Raw genomic sequence first — 20,845 nt, forward strand, 5'->3', positions numbered from 1 at the left:
TCACGAAAACTTATCGGCAGGGTTATCCACAGGAATGGTGGATGAGTTAGCCCTTGCCCTTGGAGCCAGAAGGTTGCAGCCATAGGGAGGAATCAGAGAGGCAAAATGAGCGAGGAAATCGAGAGCGCGAATTCGGAGCGACACCTTGTCGCCCCCGCCCGCGGTCACAAGGTGATCGAGGCCTATCTGCGCACGCTTGACGGGTCTCCGGGCGTGTATCGGATGCTCGATCCGGAGCATAACGTGCTCTATGTCGGCAAGGCCAAGAACCTGCGCAACCGGGTGTCGAACTATGCCCGGCCGCAAGGCCACTCGGCCCGCATCGCCAAGATGATTTCCGAGACCTCGCAGATGATGTTTCTGACCACCAGGACAGAGACCGAAGCGCTGCTTCTCGAACAGAACCTGATCAAACAGCTCAAGCCGCGCTACAATGTGCTGCTGCGCGACGACAAGAGCTTTCCGAATATCCTCGTGACCCATGATCACGACTTCCCGCAGATCACCAAGCATCGCGGCGCCAAGAAACGCAAAGGCTCCTACTATGGTCCTTTCGCTTCCGCCTCCTCGGTCAACCGCACATTGAACCAGTTGCAGAAGGTCTTTCTGTTGCGGAACTGTTCGGACATCGATTTCGAGACCCGCACGCGGCCCTGTCTGCAATATCAGATCAAACGCTGCACCGCGCCCTGCGTCGGCAAGATCTCGAAAGCGGAGTATGCCGAACTGGTGACAGAGGCAGAGCGGTTCCTGCAAGGCCGCGACAAGGGGCTGCAGGAACGTCTGGCGCATGAAATGCAGGAGGCCTCCGATGCGATGGAGTTCGAAAAGGCCGCAGGCCTGCGCGACCGCATCCGGGCGCTGACCAATGTCCAGACCGCGCAGGGCATCAATCCGCGCACGGTGGGCGAGGGCGATGTCATCGGGCTGCATATGGAGGGCGGGCAGGCCTGCGTTCAGGTGTTTTTCATCCGCGCGCATCAGAACTGGGGCAACAAGGATTTCTATCCCAAGGTCAATGGGGCAGAGGCCGAAGAGGTCCTGGCCGCCTTCATCGGGCAATTCTACGAGAAACGCGAAGCGCCGCGTCAGCTCATCCTGTCGCATGACATCGAGGAACGCGCACTGATGGAAGCGGCGCTCTCTGAGAGCGCGGGCAAGAGGGTCGAGATCCTCGTGCCCCAGCGCGGTGAAAAGGCGGAACTCATCGCGTCGGCTGTGCGCAACGCGCGCGAGAGCCTCGGGCGCAAGATGTCCGAAAGCGCGGCGCAGGGTCGCTTGCTCGAAGGGCTCAAGGAGGCCTTCGACCTGCCCAATGTGCCGCAGCGCATCGAGGTCTACGACAACTCGCATATTCAGGGTGCCCATGCGGTCGGCGGCATGATCGTCGCCGGGCCTGAGGGCTTCATGAAAAACCAGTACCGCAAATACAATATTCGCGGCGACGAACTCACCCCGGGCGACGATTTCGGCATGATGAAAGAGGTGCTGACACGGCGCTTCAAACGATTGCTCAAGGACGATCCGGAGCGCGACAAGGGGCTCTGGCCCGATCTCCTGCTGATCGATGGTGGTGCCGGTCAGGTCTCCGCCGTGCATGAGATCATGCGCGACTATGGAGTCACGGATGTGCCGATGATCGGCGTGGCCAAGGGCATCGACCGCGATCAGGGCAAAGAGGAATTCCACCGCATCGGTCATCGCCCGATGGCGCTCAGGCGCAACGACCCGGTGCTCTATTTCATCCAGCGCATGCGCGACGAGGCGCACCGGTTTGCCATCGGCACGCATCGGGCGAAACGCTCGAAAGCCATCGGGATCACCAGGCTCGACGATGTCCCCGGCATCGGAGCCACCCGCAAACGCGCGCTCTTGGCGCATTTCGGCTCGGCCAAGGCGGTCGAAGGCGCCAATCTCGCGGATCTCAAGGCCGTGGACGGGATTTCCGAGAAAGTGGCCCAGACCATCTACGACTTCTTCCATGAACAGGGCTGAGGGCGTAAAGAGAACGACATGACCTGGACCGTTCCCAATATCCTCACCGTCTTCCGGCTGCTTTGCGCGCCGGGTGTGGCGCTCGTCTTTCTGATCCTGCCGCGGCCTTTGGCCGATTGGCTGGCGCTGGTGCTGTTCATCACCGCCTCGTTGACCGATTTCATCGATGGCTATCTGGCGCGCAAATGGGACCAGATGTCGAAATTCGGGGCCATGCTCGACCCGATCGCCGACAAGGCCATGGTGGTCACCGCCATCGCGGTGCTGACCATGTTGCACGGGGTGAACACGCTGATCGTGGTGCCGGCGGCGCTGATCCTCTTGCGCGAGACATTCGTGTCCGGGCTCCGCGAATTCCTCGGCGATACCGCCGGGACGCTCAAGGTCACGAAACTGGCGAAATGGAAGACCACGGCACAGATGGTCGCCATCGCCACGCTCTTTGCCTATGGCGCGGTGGATTTCGCACCACTCTTTACTCTGGGCATTCTGATCTTCTGGATCGCCGGGCTGCTCACCGTGATGACCGGCTGGGATTACCTCTCGAAAGCCCTACCTTTCCTGCGGGAGGAGCCGAAATGATGGACCTGCTCTATTTTGCATGGGTGCGCGAGCGTACCGGCGTGCCGCGCGAGAAGATTGAGACCACGGCGGCGACGGTCATGGATCTGGTCGAGGAGCTGAAAGCGCGGGACGAGAATTACGCGCTGGCTTTCGCCGATCTGAAATCTCTGCGCGTGTCGCTGGATCAGGAGCTTGCCGATTTCGACGCCCCGCTTGAAGGCGTGCGCGAGGTGGCGTTTTTCCCGCCGATGACCGGTGGCTGAGATGAAGATCCTTGTGCAAGCCGAGGATTTCGATCTCGCCCAGGTCCTGAAGGGCTTTGGCAAGGCCCCCAACACCGGTGCGACCGTCTCGTTCACCGGTCTGGTGCGCGATGACAGCGGCACGCTGGAATATATGGAAATCGAACATTACCCCGGCATGTGCGAGGCGGCGATCGGCAAGATTGCCGAGGAGGCCCGGACGCGCTGGGCGCTGACCGATTGTCTGGTGATCCACCGCTACGGCAAGCTCCGCCCCGGCGATCAGATCATGATGGTCGCCACCGCCGCACGGCATCGGGTCGAGGCCTTCGAAGCCGCCGAATTCCTGATGGATTACCTGAAATCCCGCGCGCCCTTCTGGAAGAAGGAAGTGACCCGCGAGGGCGCCGAATGGGTTGCCGCGAAAGATGCCGATGAGGAGGCGCTCAAGCGCTGGTGACGTCAGCCCCGATAGCGGAACGCCTCGACAAAGCGGCTGAAGGCCGGAGAGGCCAGGCGCCGGTTCGGGTAATACAGGTGATAGCCCTGAATCGGCGGGCACCAATCTTCGAGCGCCACTTGCAATTCTCCTCTGTCGATATAAGGCTGCGCCAGATCTTCGGGCACGAAAGCCAGCCCCAGCCCGTCGACCGCCGCCTGCAATACCGGGATGATCCCGTCATAGGTCAGCTGGCCGTGCACCCGCACCTCGAGCTCGCGCCCGTCCTTTTCGAATTCCCAGGCATAGAGCCCCCCCGCCGAGGTCAGGCGCAGGTTGATACATTGGTGGTTGGTCAGATCGCGCGGGTGTTCCGGGGCCGAGCGTCGGGCAAAATACGCCGGCGTGCCGACCACCAGAAAGCGCCAGTCCGGCCCGATCCGCACCGCGATCATATCCTTGCTCACCGATTCCCCGAGCCGGACGCCGGCATCGAATTTCTCGCCGACGATGTCGACGAACCCGTCATTGATCGACAGTTCGACATTCACATCCGGGTAGTCTTTCAGGAACTGCGCCAGCCGGGCACGCAACAGCGTGACCACGGGATGCGACCCGGCGCTGATCCGCAGCGTGCCCGACGGTTTGTCGCGCAAGGCACTCAGGGCATCGAGTTCGAACCGGATCTGGTCGAAATGCGGGGCGACGGCCTGTAGCAACCGTTCACCGGCCTCCGTCGTGGAGACGCTGCGCGTGGTGCGCGCCAGCAGCCGAAGCCCCAAACGTTCTTCCAGCGCCCGGATGGTATGGCTCAGCGCCGAGGGCGACAGGCCAAGCTTTGCCGCCGCCTTGGTGAAGCTGTTTTCCGAGGCGACGGCGATAAACGCGCGCAGCTCGGCCATCTCGTCCCGCGCCATTGCTGAATCCCACTCACAAGTTCATGCAAATTATAGCGTCTAATCGCATGGCCTTGCCAGCGCTATATTCCGTTCAATCGAACTGCTCAGGAGAACGGACAATGGATATCACACGTGCAAACACCTTTCCGACCATGGCCGGGCCGACCGACTGGTTTACCGGCTCCGTTGAGGTCGAACTGCTTTTCAACCTGCATGACAAGGACCGCGTTGGCGGGGCGAATGTCACGTTCCAGCCGGGGGCCCGCACCGCGTGGCACACGCACCCGCTGGGCCAGACCCTGATCGTCACCGCCGGCAAGGGGCTGGTGCAACGTTGGGGTGGCCCGATCGAAGAAATCAACCCGGGCGATGTCGTTTGGTTCGCCCCCGGCGAGAAACACTGGCACGGCGCGGCTCACGACAGCGCCATGACCCATACGGCGATTCAGGAACTCCAGGACGGCAAGAGCGTCGACTGGATGGAACAGGTCTCCGACGAACAATACGGCGCCTGAGCGCGCCTCTCCCAAAACACATAAAGGAACAGAATCATGATTCAGGATAAAGTCGTCATCATCACCGGTGCCTCCTCCGGTATCGGCGAAGCCAGTGCCAAGGAACTCGCCGCCAAAGGTGCGAAAGTCGTGCTCGGTGCCCGTCGCGAGGACAAGCTCAAGCAGATCGCCGACGACATCAAGGCCGCGGGTGGCGAAGCCGTCTATCAGGTGCTCGACGTGACCAAGGTCGAAGATAGCGAAGCCATCGTGAAACTGGCGAAAGACACATTCGGCGGGCTCGATGCGATCCTGCTCAACGCAGGCATCATGCCGGTCTCCAACGTCTCGGCGCTGAAAACCGGTGAGTGGAAAGAGATGGTCGATGTGAATATCAACGGGGTTCTGAACGGGGTTGCGGCGGTCATGCCGACATTCACCGAACAGAAATCCGGTCACATCCTCGCCATTTCCTCGGTTGCCGGGATCAAGGCCTATCCGGGCACGGCCGTTTATGGCGGCACCAAATGGTTCGTGCGGGACTTCATGGAATGCCTGCGCATGGAATCGGCCACGGAAGGCACCAACATCCGCACCGCGACCCTCTACCCGGCGGCGATCAACACCGAGTTGTTGAACACCATCACCGATGAAGGCGCCGCCGCTGGCATGGCCGGGCTCTACGACGCCTTCGGTATCTCCCCCGATCGCATCGCCAAGGTGGTCAGCTTCGCACTCGACATGCCGGAAGACACCACGGTGAACGAATTCACCGTCGGCCCGGCCAACCAGCCCTGGTAAGCCGCAGAGCGACAGCTGGCGAATTCAGATGTGCTGCGGCCATTTGGGACTGTCGTGCGAAAACAAAAGAACCCGGCGCGTGTTTGCGCCGGGTTTTCTTGACTTGGATGCATGCGTGTTGCGCTTCCGCGCGGCTTTTCAGCTGGCGTTGATCCGTTCGATATAGGCGCGCAGCTCTTCGGCCTCTTGCCGGGCTTCGCGCAGTCCTTCCATCGCGGCGCGGAGTTCCGCTTCGGTCTGGTTGCCCTGATTGGTCAGCTCGGCCTCGCGCTGCTGGTAATAGGCGATGGCCTGTTCGCGCTGTTCCTCGGCCTCGTGCAATTGCTGCGCCATGGTGTCGAGATCGGTCATCTCGCCCTGGGCCACGCGCACGAAGCGGTGGATCAGCCAATGGGCGAACCAGCCCACCAGAAAGGCGATGAAAAGCACAATCGCCGTGGCGATGATCAATTCGATTCTGTTCATTGCGTGTCCCCGTCCGCCTCTGGCGCGCTATCTGTCGTGTCTTCCGTGGTGCTGTCTGCTGTCGTGGCGTCGCTGCCGGTCGTTTCCGCCACCGCGTCATTGGGGGCCGGGGCCTCGTCACCCGTTGCGTCCTGCCCGGTCGCGGTTTGAGCCGCCGCGGCCTCTTCCGGGGCAGTTTCGCCCAACAGTTTGAATTCGATCCGGCGGTTGTCCTCGCGGCCTTCTTCGGTGTCGTTGTCGGCGATCGGCTCGCTCTCGCCATAGCCCTTGGCGACAAAGTCGACTCCGGCGACGCGCCGCATCAACAGCCCGTCCAGGACGGAATTGGCGCGCTGGGTCGACAGGTTCAGGTTCATGGTCTCGCGCCCCTGGCTGTCGGTGTGGCCGCCGATTTCAATCTCGACCTCTTCGCAATCCTTGAGCGCCTCGGCGATCCGGTCCAGCGTGTCATTGGCCGCGACGTTCAGCTCGACCGAGCCGGGATCGAAGACGATCTTGGAGGCGGCGACGATGTCATTGGCCCGGGCGACGCATTCTTCGGGTGTCGGCAGGTTGAGGATCGGATCGAGCTTTTTCACATAGGTGACATCGATGGTGAAATCCTCGCCATCGCCGAGCTTCTCGGCCAGAATTCTTGCGATATTGGCCTTTGCGGCCGGGTTGCCGGTCTCGCCGCGGATCGCGACCGTGTCTTCGCTCATGGTGGCCGAGCCGCGATTCAGCTCGGACAATGCCTCGATTGCAGCCATCGCCCGGAGCGACCACCCCGAGGGCAGCCCCTCATCGACCCGCATGGCGGAGTAGAGCGATTGCGTGCCGAAAGCGGCCTTGGCCAGAGCTTCGGTCGCCAGTTTGCTGCGATCGTCCGAGATCCGGCCGCGCAATTGCGTTTGCCCTTCCGGAGAGCGGATGACGATGAATTCGGGACGGCTGTCCTCATCGGCCACCTCTTCGGGGCGCAGAAGCGTGCTGTGCACGGTGAAGGTCGCGGGCAGATCGGCCTGAAGCTCGCCCACCACCTCGTCAAACAGCGCCTCGGAGGTGCCTTCGGCGGCGATCAACGTGACATCGCCGTCGCTGAAGGTGATGCTGCCCTGACCCAGTTGCTGCAAAGCGCGCATGCCGGTTTCCACCGCCGCCGCCCATTGGCCGGACGGGGCGCCCAGCCCGATGGTGCAATTCGGCTCGTCGATGCCGGCGGCCTTGGCGGCAGCGAGAATACGGGCGTGACCGGCCGGGGTTTCGGCGACACAGGCGTCGAAATGCGGCCCGCTCTCATCGATCAGGAACCGCGCAGTAAAGGGCGTGATCACCGGGCGCGGGGCCGAGATATTGAGCTCCACCGGCACGGTCTCCGGCAGGGCCTTGGTCAAGGCGCGCTCGAAACTTGCCTGTTGCGCCTTGCTGTCCGCCAGGGCCGTCAGTGTGATCTGATCCGTGGCCAGCGAGATTTTCGACCGCGGCAGGAGCGCCATGGCATCGAGACCGAAATCCGTCGTCTCCGGCCAGTTTTCCGGGGCCGGGTAATCGGCCTGTTCCAGAAAATCCGCAACCGAGCCGGTGCCGCTGGCTTTCTTGAGCCGTTCGACGAAAGCCTCGCGATCCCAGGCGGCGGGGACCAGCCCGATCAGCGATATGCCACTGTCATTGCGCAGGATTTCGATCGAGAAACGCGGCGCGGCAATCGCCTGTTTCTGGACCACATTCATCACGTTCATCACCCGGGCCGGATCGACCACATGGCCGGCGGCGCGTTGTGCCGCGAGCTGGGTCTGCTCGTCCGGTGCCGTGCCGGTCAACACGATCTGCAAGCCGTCGCCCTGAACATCGACCCAATCGTAACCTTGCAGATTCAACTCGTTCACGACGGCCTTGGTCGAGGTGGTTTCGATCACCTTTGCGCCGATGGTCGCTCCGGCGAGGCTGAGGACCACACCGGCAAGAATGGCGGCAAAAATCGGCAGTATATGTGAGATACGCATCAGGGGATGAAACGCCTGTTTGTGAGATTTGGGCCTTTTATTAGGCGGTTCCCCGCTGGTCTGCAATCACAGGAAGATCGCGACGGCAAGAAACAGCGCAGCCAGGAACCCGGTGTCGCGATTGGCCCGGAACAGCCGCAGGCAGACATCCGGGTTCTCGGTGTCGAGCTTGGCCATCTGCCATGTCATATGCAGCCCCATCGCCCAGGGCGCGCCAAGTGCCACTACGAGCGCCAGCACCGAGCGTTCGGAGAGCGCCTCGATCACGCCTCCGGCCATCAGCACGACAGTGAGCACGAGAAAGCGTTTGAGCCAGCGGGGCGTCTCCTCGCCAAACCGCCGCGCGGTGGATTTCACGCCGATGAGCGCATCGTCTTCCTTGTCCTGATGGGCATAGATCGTGTCGTAGAAAATCGTCCAGGCGATGCCTGCGAGGTAGAGCATCACCGGGGCCATGGTGAGTTCACCGGCCACCGCCGCATAGGCCAGCAGCGCGCCCCAGTTGAAGGCGATGCCCAGGAAGACCTGCGGCCACCAGGTGAAGCGTTTGGCAAAGGGATAGACCGCCACCGGCAGGAGCGAGGCGATGCCGAGGACAATGGCCAGCTTGCCGAAGCTCAGAAGGATCACAAAAGCGACAAGGCTCTGGACCACCATCCAGATCGCCGCCTGTTTCACCGTCACCTGACCCGAGGGGATCGGGCGGCTCTTGGTGCGCGCGACCTTGTCGTCGATATCGCGATCGGTGATGTCGTTCCAGGTGCAGCCGGCCCCACGCATCAGAAAGGCGCCGAGCGAACAGCCGATCAGGATCCAGATGGCGCGTGGGCTGAGCGACCCGGCCTCGGCAGAGGCCAGAAGCGCGCCCCACCAACAGGGGATGAGCAACAGCCATGTTCCCGCCGGGCGGTCGGCCCGCGACAGGCGCAGATAGGGCAAGGCCCAGGCCGGAGCGTATCTGTCCACCCAATTGCCTTTGACGGCGTCGGCCACTTGTCCGGCGGTTGCCGCTGTCTGCTCTGGCGTCACGCGCTTATCGGTCATATGTAGGGTCCATGATTGAAGCAAAGATCAGGCTCTATGTAGATCACCCTCTGGCCGAGGGGCAATCCATTCCTCTGGAACGGGATCAGGCGCATTATCTTTTCGGGGTGATGCGGCTCTCCGAGGGCGCTCCTGTCGCGCTGTTCAATTCCCGCGACGGCGAATTCGTCGCTGAGGTGACCCTGGCCGGCAAACGCGGTGGCGAGCTCACCTGTATCGCCAAGACCCGGGAATTGCAGATGCCGCCGGATCTCTGGCTGATCTTTGCCCCGATCAAGAAGGCGCGGACGGATTTCATCGTCGAGAAGGCCGCTGAGATGGGCGCGCGCCGGATCCTGCCGGTGGGCACCGATTTCACCAATTCCGAGCGCATTCGCCAGGACCGGTTGCAGGCCCATGCCGTCGAAGCCGCCGAGCAATGCGGCGGCACCTATGTGCCCGAGGTCGCCGATCTCATGAAACTCGACCGGCTTTTGGCGGATTGGGACGAAGAACGTCAGATCATGTTCTGCGACGAGACACTTGTCGGTGCAGCCGAGGCGCTTGGTGAGGTGAGGGGGGGCAAATGGGCCATCCTGATCGGGCCTGAGGGCGGGTTCTCGGAGGCGGAGCGCAAACGCCTCCATGCCTTGCCCTATGCCCATGCCGTCTCGCTCGGGCCCCGCATCCTGCGCGCCGATACGGCTGCGGTCGCGGCACTCACCGTCTGGCAACAGCAGCTTGGCGACTGGAGCGCGACATGATCCGCAAAGCGGTTGCGGCGGATGTCCCGCAGCTCACCGAGTTTCTCACCCGCCATATCGAGACCTCGATGTTCCTCTTGGGCAATCTCGAGGCCCATGGAGTGTCCGGCAGCGACCATCCGCATGCCACGACCTATTACCTGCGTCTCGCGGGTGAGGAGATCACCGGCGTGTTCGGCATTGCCAACGGCGGATTTCTGATGTGCCAGCTCCCGGGTATCACCGGGGCTGAGGTCCGGGATTTCGTCGCGCTGGCCGATGGCGTGACATTTCGCGGCATGACCGGCGAAGTGGCGCAACTTCGGAGCTTCCTCTCGGTCCTGCCGGTGCCGCAGGCCCGCTGGCAAATGCAGGAGATCGAGCCGCTCTACGCGCTGGATCTCGGGCTATTGCATCAGATTGATGCACGAATCCGCCGGGTCCTTCCCGGGGACCGCGGGTTGCTCGCCACCTGGTTTCACCACTATTTCGAAGACACCGGCCTCGCTTCCGGCGCTCAGGCGTTGTCCGAGGCCGAAGAGCGCGCGGACGAGGCGATGAGCAATCCGGATATCCGCATCCTGCTCGATGCCGAGGACAAGCCCTGCGCGATGAGCGCGCTGAATGCCCGCGCTGGTACGGCCTTGCAGGTCGGCGGCGTTTTCGTGCCGCGGGCGCTGCGCGGGCGGGGACTGGCCGGTCGTGTTGTGGCGGCTATGCTCGCGGAGCTGCGGGCCGAAGGGGCAACGCGCGCGATCCTCTTTGCCGCGTCAAAGGATGCTGCGCGGGCCTATGAGAAGATCGGCTTCGAGCAACTCGGCGAATACATGCTCGCCATTCCGAAAGCCCCGCTGACGCTGGAGGTCTCCGCATGAGTTTTCCCCGTCCGGAAGTCCGCGACATGCTTTGGCGTTGGCGCGAGGTCGTCGTCGCGCTCCTGGTGGTCGCCCTGATGGGCTGGTGGGCCGCGTCGTCTTACGGTGTCATGCGTTGGATTGCGCTGGGCTTTACGGCGCTTGCCGTGGGGTTCGCCATTGCGGCGATCCAGCGCGCCCGGTTCAACCGCGGGGGCGGCGGTTTCGGCGCGGTCGAGGTGGATGAGGGCGTCGTGTCTTTCTTTTCGCCGCTGACCGGCGGTCAGGTGGAGATCGAGGCGATCACCGCCGTCACCCTGATCCCGACCGGAAAAGGCCATGCCCATTGGCAGATCGAAGCGCCGGGTGAGGCCCCGCTCATCATTCCGCTCAATGCACATAACGCCGAGGCGCTGTTCGATGTCTTCGTCTCCCTGCCCGGGTTGGAGACCGAAAAAATGCTGCGCCAGATCAAACAGACGCCGGATCACCCGGTCGTGATCTGGCGGAAACGCACACGGGTTCTGCACTGAGGCTGCGGGGCGAGACTTAGCGCTGCATTGACTTCGCCGCCTGCATGACCCAACTGTACCCGAACGAATTCTAACCCATCGGAGCACCCCCCTCATGTCCATCCCTCAATCCGGCGGCGGCCTGATCGAAAGCTATGACGACCTCGTGGGCTATTTCACCGATGGCTGTAAGCCGAAAGAGAAATGGAAGATCGGCACGGAGCACGAGAAGTTCGGCTATCTCGAAGGTACACTCAAGCCGCTGCCCTATCAGGGCGAGCATTCGATCAAGGCGATCCTTGAAGGGCTGCAGGACCGCTACGGCTGGAACCCGATTTTCGAGGGCGAACATCTGATCGGGCTCGAGCTCAATGGCGCCAATATTTCGCTCGAACCGGGCGGTCAGCTCGAGCTTTCTGGCGCGCCGCTGGACAATATCCACCAGACCTGTGACGAGGTGAACGAACATCTCAAAGAGGTCCACACCGTGGCCGACGAGGTCGGTGCGCGCTTCATCGGTCTCGGCATGGCGCCGAACTGGACCCATGAGGACATGCCGCTGATGCCCAAGGGGCGTTACAAGCTGATGGACGCTTATATGGGCACGGTCGGCACCACCGGCACACAGATGATGCGGCGCACCTGTACCGTGCAGGTCAATCTCGATTTCGCCTCCGAAGCGGATATGGTGCAGAAATTCCGTGTCGGTCTGGCGCTGCAACCGGTGGCCACCGCGCTGTTCGCCAATTCGCCCTTCATGGAGGGCAAGCTCAACGGTCACAAGAGCTGGCGCTCCTATATCTGGCGCCATCTCGATCCGGCCCGCACGGGCATGCTGCCCTTTGTTTTCGAGGACGGCATGGGGTTCGAACGCTACACCGAATATGCGCTCGATGTTCCGATGTATTTCGTCTATCGCGACGGCAAATATATCGATGCGCTGGGCATGTCCTTCCGTGACTTCCTGAAGGGCGAGTTGCCCGCCATGCCGGGTGAAAAACCGACGCTCGATGATTGGGCCGATCACCTCACCACGCTGTTCCCGGAAGCCCGGATCAAGAAATACATGGAGATGCGCGGCGCCGATGGCGGGGTCTGGCGCCGGCTCTGTGCCTTGCCGGCCTTCTGGGTCGGTCTGATGTACGATCAGAACGCGCTCGATGCCGCCACCGATCTGTTCAAGGGCTGGACGCCCGAGTTCCGCGAAGAGCTGCGCGTGGCGGCCTCCGTCGATGCGCTTCAGGCCGAGGTTGGCGGTGTGAAAATGATCGATCTGGCGCGCCAATGCGTCGAGATTGCCGAAGCCGGGCTCAAGGCCCGCGGTCGCGAAGGCGCCGGCGGCCTGATCCCCGACGAGACGCATTTCCTCAGCGCGCTGAAGGACTCGATCGAGACCGGGCATGCCCCCGCCGACGAGCTGATCGAACGGTTCGAAAGCGATTGGCAGGGCGACGTGACCCGCGTCTTTGGCGAATACAGCTACTGATTTCGCGCGAGATTGCGACAGGAAAAAGGGGCCTTCGGGCCCCTTATTTTTTTGCCGCTTCCGATGTCGCGACATCAGCTCCTTTGGCCGAGCACCCGGGTGCGGTAGTATTCCTGAATTTCGGCGCGGCGGGCGGCCTCGAAATCTTCGCGCTGCGCGGAATTGACCGGCGGAACCTGCATCAGCGCGGCGTAGCCGGACTGGGCATTGCTGCCGGAGAACCGGTTCCGATATATCTTTGGCCCGTCTTCCGGCCCACCCCAATGGTTTTGGTCAGGATAGGAGGGCAGGATATAGAAATACAGCAACACAAACTGCCCCGCTGGCAGGAAGCTGATGAAAAACCAAAATCCGGACCGATTGGTGTCATGCAGCCGCCGCACGATAAGAGACAGGTTTGGAATGATATTCAGCAGGTAGAACCAGACAATCAGCAGACCGCCTTGCGCCAGATCGAGAAACAGAACGCCGGTGACAAGGAGTGTAAAGAGTTGGAACCACCAGAACTCGGACCGCGACGCGCGTCCAGAAAAGTTGAAAGCTCTGAAATAGCCATTTTCGATGGCTTTCAACGGGCCGGCCATAAGCACTCTCCAGGCTGATCATCATCGGGACCGTAATCGCGGTCCTTCCGTGGTTAACCTGAACTCAATTGACGGCGAGAATGCGGCGGCCAGAGTGCGATTTTACGACCTCAGCCCTTTTGACCGATTTTGCTTTCCGTGCGGTTCTTGAGCCGCACGATATTCTCGCGATGCTTGATGAAGATCAGCGCGGTCAGCACCGAGACGACCATGGCCCCGTGCAGGTGATACAGCGCCGCGGTGTAGATCGGCGCCATCAGCGCGGCGATCAGCGCAGACAGGCTGGAATAACGGGTGATGAAGGCCACCAGGAGCCATGTCGCACAGGCGGCAAGCCCGACCGGGAAGGACAGCGCCAGAAGCGTGCCAAGAAAGGTCGCGACGCCCTTGCCGCCCTTGAAGCGCAAAAACACCGGGTACAGATGGCCGAGCATGGCACAGAGTCCGGCGATGCCGGCGGCCTGTTCCCCGACGAGCGCCCGGGCCAGAAGAACAGCCGCCGCGCCTTTGCCGCTGTCGCCCAGAAGCGTCAGGAAAGCGGCGAGTTTGTTGCCGGTCCTGAGCACATTGGTGGCCCCGATATTGCCCGATCCGATCTGACGCAGGTCGCCGAGGTCGAACAGCCGCGCCATCACGATGCCGAACGGGATCGAGCCCAGCAGATAGGCCAGAATGGCGGTGACAAGAAACATCATGGTGCAGCCCTCAATCTCTCAGCTCTCAAAGACCTGTTGGCCATCGACCCAGGTGCCAAGCACCTTGCCCTGCATCCGCGCCCCGTCAAAGGGGGTATTCTTGGATTTCGAGCGCAGGGTGAAACGATCGAGAATAAGCGGCGCATCCGGATCGAACAGCACGAGATCGGCGGGCGCCCCTTCTGCCAGCCGACCGCTGTCGAGCCCGAGCCGTTTGGCCGGGTTCAGGGCCATGGCGCGGAACAACTGCGGCAGGCTGAGCTGACCGGCATGATAGAGCCGCAGTGCCGCCGGCAGCAGCGTTTCCAGCGCCACGGCGCCGGAGGCGGCTTCCTCAAACGGCAGGCGTTTGCTTTCCTCGTCCTGCGGCGTGTGCATCGAGCTGATGACATCGATCAGGCCGGAGGCGACGGCATCGACCATCGCCAGACGGTCGTCTTCTGAGCGGAGCGGTGGCTTGACCTTGAAGAAGGTGCGGTAGTTGCCGAGATCGAGCTCATTCAACGTCAGGTGATGGATCGACACGCCCGCGGTCACATCGAAGCCGTTCTGTTTCGCACGCTCCAGCGCCGGCAGCGCCCGCGCGGTGGTGATCTGATCGAAGTGGTAGCTGACCCCGGTCATCTCGATCAGCGCCAGATCGCGGTCGAGCCCCATGCGCTCGGCCATCGGCGAGACAGAGGGCAGACCACGGAGTGCCGCGAATTTCCCGGAAGTGGCGGCGGCACCTTTCGACAGGCCCGGATCTTGCGGATGGCCGATCACCAGTGCACCACAGGATTTCGCGTAGGTCAGCGCGCGCTGCAAAACCTTGGTGTCGCTGACCACATGGTCGCAATCGGTAAAGGCCACGGCGCCCGCGTCCAGGAGAAAACCGATCTCGACCATCTCGCGCCCGTCGCGCCCCTTGGTCAGAGCCGACATGTGCTTGACCTTGACGGCGGCATCGGTTGCGGCGCGCCGCTGGACGAATTCCAGCACTTCCGGCGTGTCGATGGCGCTCTGTGTGTCGGGCCGGGTGATCATCGTCGTCACGCCCCCGGCGGCGGCGGCACGCCCGGCGGAGGCAAAGCTTTCCTTGTGCCGCTCGCCGGGTTCCGAGACCTTGACGCCGAGATCGACAATCCCCGGTGCGAGGCATTTGCCACCGCAGTCGATCTGCGTGCCTTCCGGAGGCGTACCGGTCCCGCGTTCCGCAATCACATCCCCGTCAAGACGCAGCCAGCCGATCTCATCGCTCTGGGCCTCGGGGTCGATCAGACGGGCATTGGTGAAAATCGTCATGCTGTGCCTCTCTGGATGTCACGGATCAGCCCGAACACGTTCCGGGCGTCGTGAATTTGCGAAAATACCGGGGCGCTGTCGAAACGCTCGCCGAGGATGGGTGCCGCCCGGTCGTGAAACTGGATGGTGCCGGGCTCGTGCCCGTCGTATTCGACCCCCAAGGAGGGGCGCAGATCCAGCGCCAGAAGCGTCTTGCCGGCAAAGGGCAGATCATTGGCAAAGAACGCCCGGCGGGTGGTCAGCGAATACCAGGTGCGCCGGGCAATCAGCGGTCCGATGACCAGAGGCGCCACGGCAATCGCCAACCCGATCAGGAAATGGATCAATCCGAAGAGCCAGAATTCCCCGGCGCGATAGGCCAGTACCATCCAGAACAGCGCAAAGCCGGCAAAGATCAGTCCGAAAAACGCGAAAGGCAATTGCGGCCCGCGCCATTCGATGCGGCGATCCGGCTGACCTTGCCAGAGCACCCGCTCGCCCGGGAACAGGATATCGCCCCAGCCCTCGGTCATCCGCCGATCCAGACGAAAAGCGCGACGAAGGCCGCGAGGAAGACAAGCACCAGCGTGGCGACCATGCCGGAAATCCGCGCCGGCGATTTCGGCGGCTTGCCCTGGGGCAGGAGCCCTGCGGCGCTGTCGCTCTCGATCTTCTCTATCGGGGACAGGTCGAGCGGCATGCCGTAGCGTCCGATCAGGGCAAAGGGCGGTTCCGGCGCAAGCCGTGTTTCCTTGGCGTTCAGGCCCGTGGAATAGAGCATCACCACCACGCCTTCGAGCGCGTCGAGCTTCTCGGCGTCATCGCCGATGTCGAAGCCGCTGGCCTCTTCGAGATAACGGGCAAAACCGTAGTCCGTCATCGCCGCCAGATCGAACCATTCCACGGCCTCGGAGGCGGGCGGCACCCAAAGCCCCAGCGCTTCGGCAAATCCCGTCGACGAGATCAGCTCGGCATTCAGATCCTCGACCGGCCCGTCATAGGACAGGACCCAGACGAGGCGTTGGCCGGATTGGGGAATGTCGTGCGGATTGCTCACCGTCCCAACCTCACACCATCACGCCTTTGTTCGCCTCGCGGTCGGTGCGCAGGTTGCGGGCGAGCAAATCCATCGCGGCCATGCGCACGGCGACGCCCATCTCGACCTGTTCCTGGATCACCGAGCGGTTGATGTCATCGGCGATGGTGCCGTCGATCTCGACGCCGCGGTTCATCGGGCCGGGGTGCATGACGATGGCATCGGGTTTGGCGTGCGCCAGTTTGTCGGCGTCCAGCCCGTAGCGATAGAAATATTCGCGCTCGGACGGGATGAACCCGCCGTCCATCCGTTCTTTCTGCAGCCTTAGCATCATCACCACATCGACATCTTTCAGGCCTTCGGCCATGTCGTCGTAAATCTCGCATCCGAATTCGCGGAATTGCTGCGGCACCAAGGTGGGCGGGCCAACGAGACGCACGCGGTTCTCCATCTTGCCCAAGAGCATCAGGTTCGAACGCGCCACGCGGCTGTGCGCGATATCGCCGCAAATCGCGATGTTGAGGCGATGCAGCCGCCCCTTGGCACGGCGAATCGTCAGCGCATCGAGCAGGGCCTGTGTCGGGTGTTCGTGCCGTCCGTCGCCGGCGTTCAGCACCGCGCAATTGACCTTTTGCGCCAAGAGATCGACCGCGCCCGAATGCGGATGCCGCACCACCAGCAGATCGGGATGCATGGCATTCAAGGTCAGCGCGGTGTCGATCAGCGTTTCGCCCTTTTTGATCGAGCTGGCCTGCATCGCCATGTTCATCACATCGGCGCCAAGCCGTTTGCCCGCCAGTTCGAAAGAGGACTGGGTCCGGGTCGAGTTCTCGAAGAACATGTTGATCTGGGTGAGCCCCTTCAATGCATCCGAGTGCTTGTTCGGCTGACGGCTCAGATCGACATAGCGGTCGGCCACGTCGAGCAGGGCGGTGATCTCATCGGGATGAAGCGGCTCGATCCCCAGAAGGTGTTTTTGCCGGAATGCCATGATGCCCCCTTACGTGCTGAGATCGCGCTTTGGCTTGCTTATAGGAAAGGCGGCCGGTCCGGGCAATGGCGCGTTGCATCACCGTCCCTCACCTTTCCCCGATTTACCTTGGCGCTTCGCCCCTGTAGCTTCGGCCGCATGGAGACTCAAATCGACTATTGGCAGGCGCATGCTCTTTTGGAGTGGCAAATCGAACTCGGCGCGGCCGAGGCGATTTCCGAGACGCCTGTCAATCGCTACGAGATCCCCGAGACCGCGCCGCGACCGGCTGCGAAAGCCGGGCAGGGAAAACCGGGCAAGGCTATGGCGCCGCCGCCGGAGGCCAAACCCGATCCCGCCGATGAGGCGGTGAAACTCGCCAAGTCCGCCGGCTCGCTCGAGGCGCTGCGCGAGGCGCTCGCGGGGTTTGAGCATTGCGCCCTGAAACGCGGCGCCCGCAATCTGGTGTTCTCCGACGGCAATCCGAAAGCCCGCGTGATGATCGTCGGCGAGGCGCCGGGGCGCGACGAGGATATTCAGGGCAAGCCCTTCGTTGGCCGGTCCGGCCAGCTTCTCGACAAGATGTTTGCCGCTATCGGGCTCGACCGGGCTTCTCCGGACAGCGAACATGCGCTCTATATCACCAACCCGATCCCCTGGCGGCCGCCCGAGAACCGCGATCCGACACCGGCCGAGATCGCCATGCTGAAACCCTTCCTGATCCGCCATATCGAACTGGCCGATCCGGAGGTGATCGTGCTGATGGGCAATTGGGCCTGTACCGCGCTTCTGGGCCGGGCGGGGATCACCCGTCTTCGTGGCCATTGGCAGACCGTGCTGGGCAAACCCGCCATGCCGATGACCCATCCGGCCTATCTTCTGCGCAACCCGATCGCCAAACGCGACGCCTGGGCCGATCTCTTGGATATTCAGGCGCGTCTCAAAGGCACCTCATGATCGTCGATCCCCTGACCCTGGCCGCGTTTCTGCCCGCCGCCCTGGCGCTCAACATGACACCGGGGGCGGATATGATGTTTTGCCTGGCGCAGGGGCTTCGGGGCAACCGCCGGGCCGCCGTGGCGGCGAGCGCGGGAATCTCTGCCGGGTCGCTGGTGAATGTCACCCTGGCCGGGCTGGGGCTCGGGGCGCTGGTCGCGGCCAGCCCGCATCTTTTCGCGACAATCCGCTGGGTCGGGGTCGCATATCTGGTCTGGCTGGCGATCCGCACCCTGCGCAGTCCGCATGTGCCCGGCGCCACGGGACAGGAGATGAAATCCGCCGGTCGTGCCTTTCGCGAAGGGGTCTTCGTCAACCTGTCGAACCCGAAGGTGATCCTGTTCATCCTCGCTTTCATCCCGCAGTTCGTCGACCCGGCGCGTGGCAGCGTTCTGGGCCAGTTCCTGATTTTTGGCGCGGTGATCTCGGGCGGGGGCTTTTTCATCAATGCTGCCGTCGGCTGGTTCGCCGTCGGTCTGGGCGGCGTTTTGGCGCGTAGCCAGCGCGCAGAACGCCTGTTACGCTACCTTTCCGCATCCGTCTTCGGATTGCTCGCCCTGAAACTTGCCACGGAGCGTCGCGCATGAGCCATATTGACGAGAGCCTGGAATTCATTCCCGTCCGGATCGCGGTCTTGACCGTCTCGGATACGCGGGGGCTCGATGAGGATCGCTCCGGCGCCACCCTGGTCAAGATGATCGAGGAGGCAGGCCATGTGGTGGCCGATCGCAAGATCGTCACCGATGACCGCCCGCTCATCCGCGATCAGCTCAAGGCCTGGATTGAGGACGCGGAGATCGATGTGGTGATCTCCACCGGCGGCACCGGGCTCACCGGCCGCGATGTGACCGTGGAGGCCCATCGCGACGTCTATGAAAAGGAAATCGACGCCTTCGGCACGGTGTTCACCATGGTCTCGATGCAAAAGATCGGCACCTCGGCCGTGCAATCGCGTGCCACTGGCGGGGTGGCTGGCGGCACCTATCTCTTTGCCCTGCCGGGGTCGACCGGAGCCTGCAAGGATGCCTGGAACGAGATCCTGAAATTTCAGCTCGATTATCGTCACAAACCCTGCAATTTCGTGCAGATTTTTCCGCGTCTCGAAGAGCACAAACGCCGTAAATAGCCGCAATTCCATGCGCCTGGCACGAAGCTGACGCGAAAGTGACAAAAAACCGCGACAAATTTTGCCGCCGCCTGCGTAATATATCCATTCAAAGGGCAGGCCATTCAGCGCAGCGGTCCCGGACCGCCGTCTGATCCTGCCTTTCGTTTGAACCGCCAGGGCCAGTTTGCTTGGGCCGATATGTCATGAACCAACAACTCAAAGGGTTCCCCTGAATGCGATTTCTTCGCCGTTCCTTGATCGGACTTTTCCTCACCTGCGCCACCTTGGCGCTGCTCGCCGGCGCGGGGTACAAGATCTATTCCGCCTTCGAGGCCCGGCGTGCCGCAGAGGCCACCCCGCCGCAGGCACGCGAGCGGCAATTCGCGGTCAATGTCACCGAGGTCACTCCGACCCGCCTCGTTCCGGAACTCACGAGCTATGGTCAGGTGGCCGCCCGGCGCAGTCTCGAGCTGCGCGCGCCGGCGTCCGGGCGGATCGTCGATCTGACCGAAGGATTCGAGGATGGTGGCGCGGTCAGGGCCGGCGACGTGATCCTGCGCATCGATCCGACCGAGGCCGATGCGGCGCTGCGGGTGGCCGAGGCCGATCTGCTGGAGGCACAGGCCGAGCTGCGTGATGCCGAACGCGCGCGTGAAATTGCCGCCGACGATCTCACCGCCGCCCGCGCCCAGCTCGATCTGCGCAAGGCCGCGCTCGATCGTCAGCAGAACCTGTTCGACCGTGGTGTCGGCAGCGCCTCTTCGGTCGAGGATGCCGCGCTGGCCCATGCCGCCGCCGGGCAATCTGTCCTGTCGAAACGTCAGGCGCTGGCCAATGCAGAGACCGCCGTCGACAGTGGCAAGACCGCCGTGCTGCGCGCCGGGATCGACCGCGACGAGGCCGAACGCACCCTGTCGGACATGACGGTCAGCGCCGCCTTCGACGGCGTGCTGAGCGACGTTTCGGGCGCGCTGGGCACGCTTTTGAGCAACAATGAGCAGGTCGCCGTGCTGATCGATCCCTCCGAGCTCGAAGTCGCCTTTCGGATTTCCACCGAACAATATGCCCGGCTGGTGCTGGATCGCGGGGCGTTGCCACGCATGCAGGTGCGGGTGACGCTCGATGTCGCCGGGCTCGATCTGACGGCGACCGGTGAGGTCGTGCGTGAAAGCGCCGCGGTCGAGGCGGGGCAAAGCGGTCGTACGCTTTACGCCCGGCTCGATGGCGCCACCGGGTTCCGGCCCGGCGATTTCGTCACCGTGCGGCTCGAAGAACCGCCCTTGTCCGGTGTGGCACTGGTGCCCGCGACCGCCTTGGGGGCCAATGGCACGGTGCTTGTCGTGACCGAGATGAGCCGGTTGGAGGAGGTCCCGGTCGAGCTGCTGCGCCGTCAGGGCGACGATGTGATCATCCGCGCGAGCGGGCTCGCCGGGCGTCAGATCGTTTCCGAACGCTCGCCGCTTCTGGGTGCGGGCATCCGGGTGAAGGTGAACAATCTGAGCGCCGCTGCGGCGACGGACGGCCCCAGCACGGTTGCGCTGAGCGCGGAACGCCGCGCGGCCCTTCTGGAGTTCGTCAACACGAACAACCGTATGCCGGAAGAGGCCCGGGCGCGTATTCGCGAACAGCTCGCCGCCGACGAGGTCCCTGCCGATCTGGTCGAACGGCTCGAGAGCCGGATGGGGAGCTAAGCC

Annotated in this window: 24 protein-coding genes; 14 read left to right on the top strand and 10 right to left on the bottom strand. The window is 62.9% G+C overall.

Features of this window, described 5'->3' with window-relative positions:
* Positions 1–105 precede the first annotated feature (105 nt).
* Genes uvrC through BM151_RS15120 form a run of 4 tightly spaced genes read left to right on the top strand, consistent with a single transcriptional unit; the run spans position 106 to position 3,261 of the window.
* Positions 106–1,995: an excinuclease ABC subunit UvrC gene (gene uvrC, locus BM151_RS15105; protein ID WP_090061580.1), complete on the top strand. Its 1,890-nt coding sequence runs from the start codon at positions 106–108 to the stop codon at positions 1,993–1,995.
* 18 nt (positions 1,996–2,013) lie between these two features.
* On the top strand, positions 2,014–2,577 hold the full coding sequence (pgsA, locus tag BM151_RS15110) for a CDP-diacylglycerol--glycerol-3-phosphate 3-phosphatidyltransferase (protein ID WP_090061581.1): 564 nt from the start codon (positions 2,014–2,016) through the stop codon (positions 2,575–2,577).
* Complete coding sequence (gene moaD, locus BM151_RS15115; protein WP_090061582.1) at positions 2,577–2,822, top strand: molybdopterin converting factor subunit 1; 246 nt, start codon at positions 2,577–2,579, stop codon at positions 2,820–2,822. The genes pgsA and moaD overlap by 1 nt, the downstream gene beginning before the upstream one ends.
* A 1-nt stretch (position 2,823) precedes the next feature.
* Entirely contained in the window at positions 2,824–3,261 is a 438-nt protein-coding gene (locus BM151_RS15120) for a molybdenum cofactor biosynthesis protein MoaE (protein WP_090061583.1), read from the top strand.
* Between the two features lie 2 nt (positions 3,262–3,263).
* Here the strand turns inward: BM151_RS15120 and BM151_RS15125 are convergent, their stop codons facing one another.
* The gene (locus BM151_RS15125; RefSeq protein WP_090061584.1) at positions 3,264–4,157 is read right to left on the bottom strand and encodes a LysR family transcriptional regulator; all 894 of its coding nucleotides are present in this window, start codon (positions 4,155–4,157) and stop codon (positions 3,264–3,266) included.
* A gap of 101 nt (positions 4,158–4,258) precedes the next feature.
* Here BM151_RS15125 and BM151_RS15130 point away from each other — a divergent pair, with 101 nt between their 5' ends.
* Positions 4,259–4,654 carry a (R)-mandelonitrile lyase gene (locus BM151_RS15130; protein WP_090061585.1) on the top strand — a complete coding sequence of 132 codons (396 nt, stop codon included), beginning with the start codon at positions 4,259–4,261 and terminating at the stop codon, positions 4,652–4,654.
* 36 nt (positions 4,655–4,690) lie between these two features.
* A complete protein-coding gene (locus BM151_RS15135; RefSeq protein WP_090061586.1) occupies positions 4,691–5,434 on the top strand; it encodes an SDR family oxidoreductase in 744 nt (247 codons plus the stop codon).
* A gap of 138 nt (positions 5,435–5,572) precedes the next feature.
* On the opposite strand, the gene BM151_RS15140 is transcribed toward BM151_RS15135, so the two are convergent.
* The 3 genes from BM151_RS15140 to ubiA form a co-directional block, all read right to left on the bottom strand.
* The gene (locus BM151_RS15140; RefSeq protein WP_090061587.1) at positions 5,573–5,899 is read right to left on the bottom strand and encodes a hypothetical protein; all 327 of its coding nucleotides are present in this window, start codon (positions 5,897–5,899) and stop codon (positions 5,573–5,575) included.
* On the bottom strand, positions 5,896–7,881 hold the full coding sequence (locus BM151_RS15145; protein ID WP_090061588.1) for an OmpA family protein: 1,986 nt from the start codon (positions 7,879–7,881) through the stop codon (positions 5,896–5,898). The genes BM151_RS15140 and BM151_RS15145 overlap by 4 nt, the downstream gene beginning before the upstream one ends.
* A 66-nt stretch (positions 7,882–7,947) precedes the next feature.
* Entirely contained in the window at positions 7,948–8,925 is a 978-nt protein-coding gene (gene ubiA, locus BM151_RS15150) for a 4-hydroxybenzoate octaprenyltransferase (RefSeq protein ID WP_090061589.1), read from the bottom strand.
* A 14-nt stretch (positions 8,926–8,939) separates the two neighbouring features.
* Between ubiA and BM151_RS15155 the strand changes: the two genes are divergently transcribed.
* The 4 genes from BM151_RS15155 to BM151_RS15170 all read left to right on the top strand — a co-directional run bounded on the left by BM151_RS15155 (position 8,940) and on the right by BM151_RS15170 (position 12,499).
* Positions 8,940–9,668 carry a 16S rRNA (uracil(1498)-N(3))-methyltransferase gene (locus tag BM151_RS15155; RefSeq protein WP_177213183.1) on the top strand — a complete coding sequence of 243 codons (729 nt, stop codon included), beginning with the start codon at positions 8,940–8,942 and terminating at the stop codon, positions 9,666–9,668.
* Positions 9,665–10,522: a GNAT family N-acetyltransferase gene (locus BM151_RS15160; protein WP_090061591.1), complete on the top strand. Its 858-nt coding sequence runs from the start codon at positions 9,665–9,667 to the stop codon at positions 10,520–10,522. Before BM151_RS15155 ends, BM151_RS15160 begins: the two co-directional genes overlap by 4 nt.
* Complete coding sequence (locus BM151_RS15165) at positions 10,519–11,034, top strand: hypothetical protein (RefSeq protein WP_090061592.1); 516 nt, start codon at positions 10,519–10,521, stop codon at positions 11,032–11,034. The genes BM151_RS15160 and BM151_RS15165 overlap by 4 nt, the downstream gene beginning before the upstream one ends.
* A 94-nt stretch (positions 11,035–11,128) precedes the next feature.
* Complete coding sequence (locus BM151_RS15170; RefSeq protein WP_090061593.1) at positions 11,129–12,499, top strand: glutamate--cysteine ligase; 1,371 nt, start codon at positions 11,129–11,131, stop codon at positions 12,497–12,499.
* A gap of 74 nt (positions 12,500–12,573) precedes the next feature.
* Here the strand turns inward: BM151_RS15170 and BM151_RS15175 are convergent, their stop codons facing one another.
* The 6 genes from BM151_RS15175 to BM151_RS15200 all read right to left on the bottom strand — a co-directional run bounded on the left by BM151_RS15175 (position 12,574) and on the right by BM151_RS15200 (position 17,068).
* Positions 12,574–13,083 (bottom strand): DUF805 domain-containing protein, encoded by a 510-nt coding sequence (locus BM151_RS15175; protein WP_090061594.1) that lies wholly within the window; start codon positions 13,081–13,083, stop codon positions 12,574–12,576.
* A 110-nt stretch (positions 13,084–13,193) separates the two neighbouring features.
* Positions 13,194–13,778, bottom strand: coding sequence for a glycerol-3-phosphate 1-O-acyltransferase PlsY (gene plsY / locus BM151_RS15180; protein WP_090061595.1), 585 nt, complete (start codon positions 13,776–13,778; stop codon positions 13,194–13,196).
* 18 nt (positions 13,779–13,796) lie between these two features.
* Positions 13,797–15,062 (bottom strand): dihydroorotase, encoded by a 1,266-nt coding sequence (gene pyrC, locus BM151_RS15185; RefSeq protein WP_090061596.1) that lies wholly within the window; start codon positions 15,060–15,062, stop codon positions 13,797–13,799.
* Complete coding sequence (locus BM151_RS15190; RefSeq protein ID WP_090061597.1) at positions 15,059–15,574, bottom strand: hypothetical protein; 516 nt, start codon at positions 15,572–15,574, stop codon at positions 15,059–15,061. The genes pyrC and BM151_RS15190 overlap by 4 nt, the downstream gene beginning before the upstream one ends.
* On the bottom strand, positions 15,571–16,098 hold the full coding sequence (locus BM151_RS15195; protein WP_090061598.1) for a hypothetical protein: 528 nt from the start codon (positions 16,096–16,098) through the stop codon (positions 15,571–15,573). Before BM151_RS15195 ends, BM151_RS15190 begins: the two co-directional genes overlap by 4 nt.
* A gap of 10 nt (positions 16,099–16,108) precedes the next feature.
* Positions 16,109–17,068, bottom strand: a complete 960-nt coding sequence (locus BM151_RS15200; protein WP_090061599.1) for an aspartate carbamoyltransferase catalytic subunit — start codon at positions 17,066–17,068, stop codon at positions 16,109–16,111.
* 138 nt (positions 17,069–17,206) lie between these two features.
* Between BM151_RS15200 and BM151_RS15205 the strand changes: the two genes are divergently transcribed.
* The 4 genes from BM151_RS15205 to BM151_RS15220 all read left to right on the top strand — a co-directional run bounded on the left by BM151_RS15205 (position 17,207) and on the right by BM151_RS15220 (position 20,842).
* Positions 17,207–18,004, top strand: coding sequence for a uracil-DNA glycosylase (locus BM151_RS15205; protein WP_090061600.1), 798 nt, complete (start codon positions 17,207–17,209; stop codon positions 18,002–18,004).
* Positions 18,001–18,630 (top strand): LysE family translocator, encoded by a 630-nt coding sequence (locus BM151_RS15210; RefSeq protein WP_090061601.1) that lies wholly within the window; start codon positions 18,001–18,003, stop codon positions 18,628–18,630. The genes BM151_RS15205 and BM151_RS15210 overlap by 4 nt, the downstream gene beginning before the upstream one ends.
* Positions 18,627–19,169, top strand: coding sequence for a molybdenum cofactor biosynthesis protein B (moaB, locus tag BM151_RS15215; RefSeq protein WP_090061602.1), 543 nt, complete (start codon positions 18,627–18,629; stop codon positions 19,167–19,169). The genes BM151_RS15210 and moaB overlap by 4 nt, the downstream gene beginning before the upstream one ends.
* Positions 19,170–19,384: 215 nt before the next feature.
* Entirely contained in the window at positions 19,385–20,842 is a 1,458-nt protein-coding gene (locus tag BM151_RS15220; protein ID WP_090061603.1) for an efflux RND transporter periplasmic adaptor subunit, read from the top strand.
* The last annotated feature ends 3 nt before the right edge of the window (positions 20,843–20,845 follow it).

It is taken from the genome of Celeribacter neptunius, assembly GCF_900113955.1.
Lineage (GTDB): Bacteria > Pseudomonadota > Alphaproteobacteria > Rhodobacterales > Rhodobacteraceae > Celeribacter > Celeribacter neptunius.

What these genes read in the sequence shown, in the direction of transcription:
- BM151_RS15220 (WP_090061603.1), top strand. Translation starts at nt 19,385, where the DNA reads ATGCGATTTCTTCGCCGTTCCTTGATCGGACTTTTCCTCACCTGCGCC.
- BM151_RS15125 (WP_090061584.1), bottom strand. Translation starts at nt 4,157, where the DNA reads ATGGCGCGGGACGAGATGGCCGAGCTGCGCGCGTTTATCGCCGTCGCC.
- BM151_RS15175 (WP_090061594.1), bottom strand. Translation starts at nt 13,083, where the DNA reads ATGGCCGGCCCGTTGAAAGCCATCGAAAATGGCTATTTCAGAGCTTTC.
- BM151_RS15145 (WP_090061588.1), bottom strand. Translation starts at nt 7,881, where the DNA reads ATGCGTATCTCACATATACTGCCGATTTTTGCCGCCATTCTTGCCGGT.
- ubiA (WP_090061589.1), bottom strand. Translation starts at nt 8,925, where the DNA reads ATGACCGATAAGCGCGTGACGCCAGAGCAGACAGCGGCAACCGCCGGA.
- uvrC (WP_090061580.1), top strand. Translation starts at nt 106, where the DNA reads ATGAGCGAGGAAATCGAGAGCGCGAATTCGGAGCGACACCTTGTCGCC.
- BM151_RS15130 (WP_090061585.1), top strand. Translation starts at nt 4,259, where the DNA reads ATGGATATCACACGTGCAAACACCTTTCCGACCATGGCCGGGCCGACC.
- BM151_RS15165 (WP_090061592.1), top strand. Translation starts at nt 10,519, where the DNA reads ATGAGTTTTCCCCGTCCGGAAGTCCGCGACATGCTTTGGCGTTGGCGC.
- pyrC (WP_090061596.1), bottom strand. Translation starts at nt 15,062, where the DNA reads ATGACGATTTTCACCAATGCCCGTCTGATCGACCCCGAGGCCCAGAGC.
- BM151_RS15120 (WP_090061583.1), top strand. Translation starts at nt 2,824, where the DNA reads ATGAAGATCCTTGTGCAAGCCGAGGATTTCGATCTCGCCCAGGTCCTG.
- BM151_RS15210 (WP_090061601.1), top strand. Translation starts at nt 18,001, where the DNA reads ATGATCGTCGATCCCCTGACCCTGGCCGCGTTTCTGCCCGCCGCCCTG.
- moaB (WP_090061602.1), top strand. Translation starts at nt 18,627, where the DNA reads ATGAGCCATATTGACGAGAGCCTGGAATTCATTCCCGTCCGGATCGCG.
- BM151_RS15135 (WP_090061586.1), top strand. Translation starts at nt 4,691, where the DNA reads ATGATTCAGGATAAAGTCGTCATCATCACCGGTGCCTCCTCCGGTATC.
- BM151_RS15205 (WP_090061600.1), top strand. Translation starts at nt 17,207, where the DNA reads ATGGAGACTCAAATCGACTATTGGCAGGCGCATGCTCTTTTGGAGTGG.
- BM151_RS15140 (WP_090061587.1), bottom strand. Translation starts at nt 5,899, where the DNA reads ATGAACAGAATCGAATTGATCATCGCCACGGCGATTGTGCTTTTCATC.
- BM151_RS15200 (WP_090061599.1), bottom strand. Translation starts at nt 17,068, where the DNA reads ATGGCATTCCGGCAAAAACACCTTCTGGGGATCGAGCCGCTTCATCCC.
- moaD (WP_090061582.1), top strand. Translation starts at nt 2,577, where the DNA reads ATGGACCTGCTCTATTTTGCATGGGTGCGCGAGCGTACCGGCGTGCCG.
- pgsA (WP_090061581.1), top strand. Translation starts at nt 2,014, where the DNA reads ATGACCTGGACCGTTCCCAATATCCTCACCGTCTTCCGGCTGCTTTGC.
- BM151_RS15190 (WP_090061597.1), bottom strand. Translation starts at nt 15,574, where the DNA reads ATGACCGAGGGCTGGGGCGATATCCTGTTCCCGGGCGAGCGGGTGCTC.
- BM151_RS15170 (WP_090061593.1), top strand. Translation starts at nt 11,129, where the DNA reads ATGTCCATCCCTCAATCCGGCGGCGGCCTGATCGAAAGCTATGACGAC.
- BM151_RS15160 (WP_090061591.1), top strand. Translation starts at nt 9,665, where the DNA reads ATGATCCGCAAAGCGGTTGCGGCGGATGTCCCGCAGCTCACCGAGTTT.
- plsY (WP_090061595.1), bottom strand. Translation starts at nt 13,778, where the DNA reads ATGATGTTTCTTGTCACCGCCATTCTGGCCTATCTGCTGGGCTCGATC.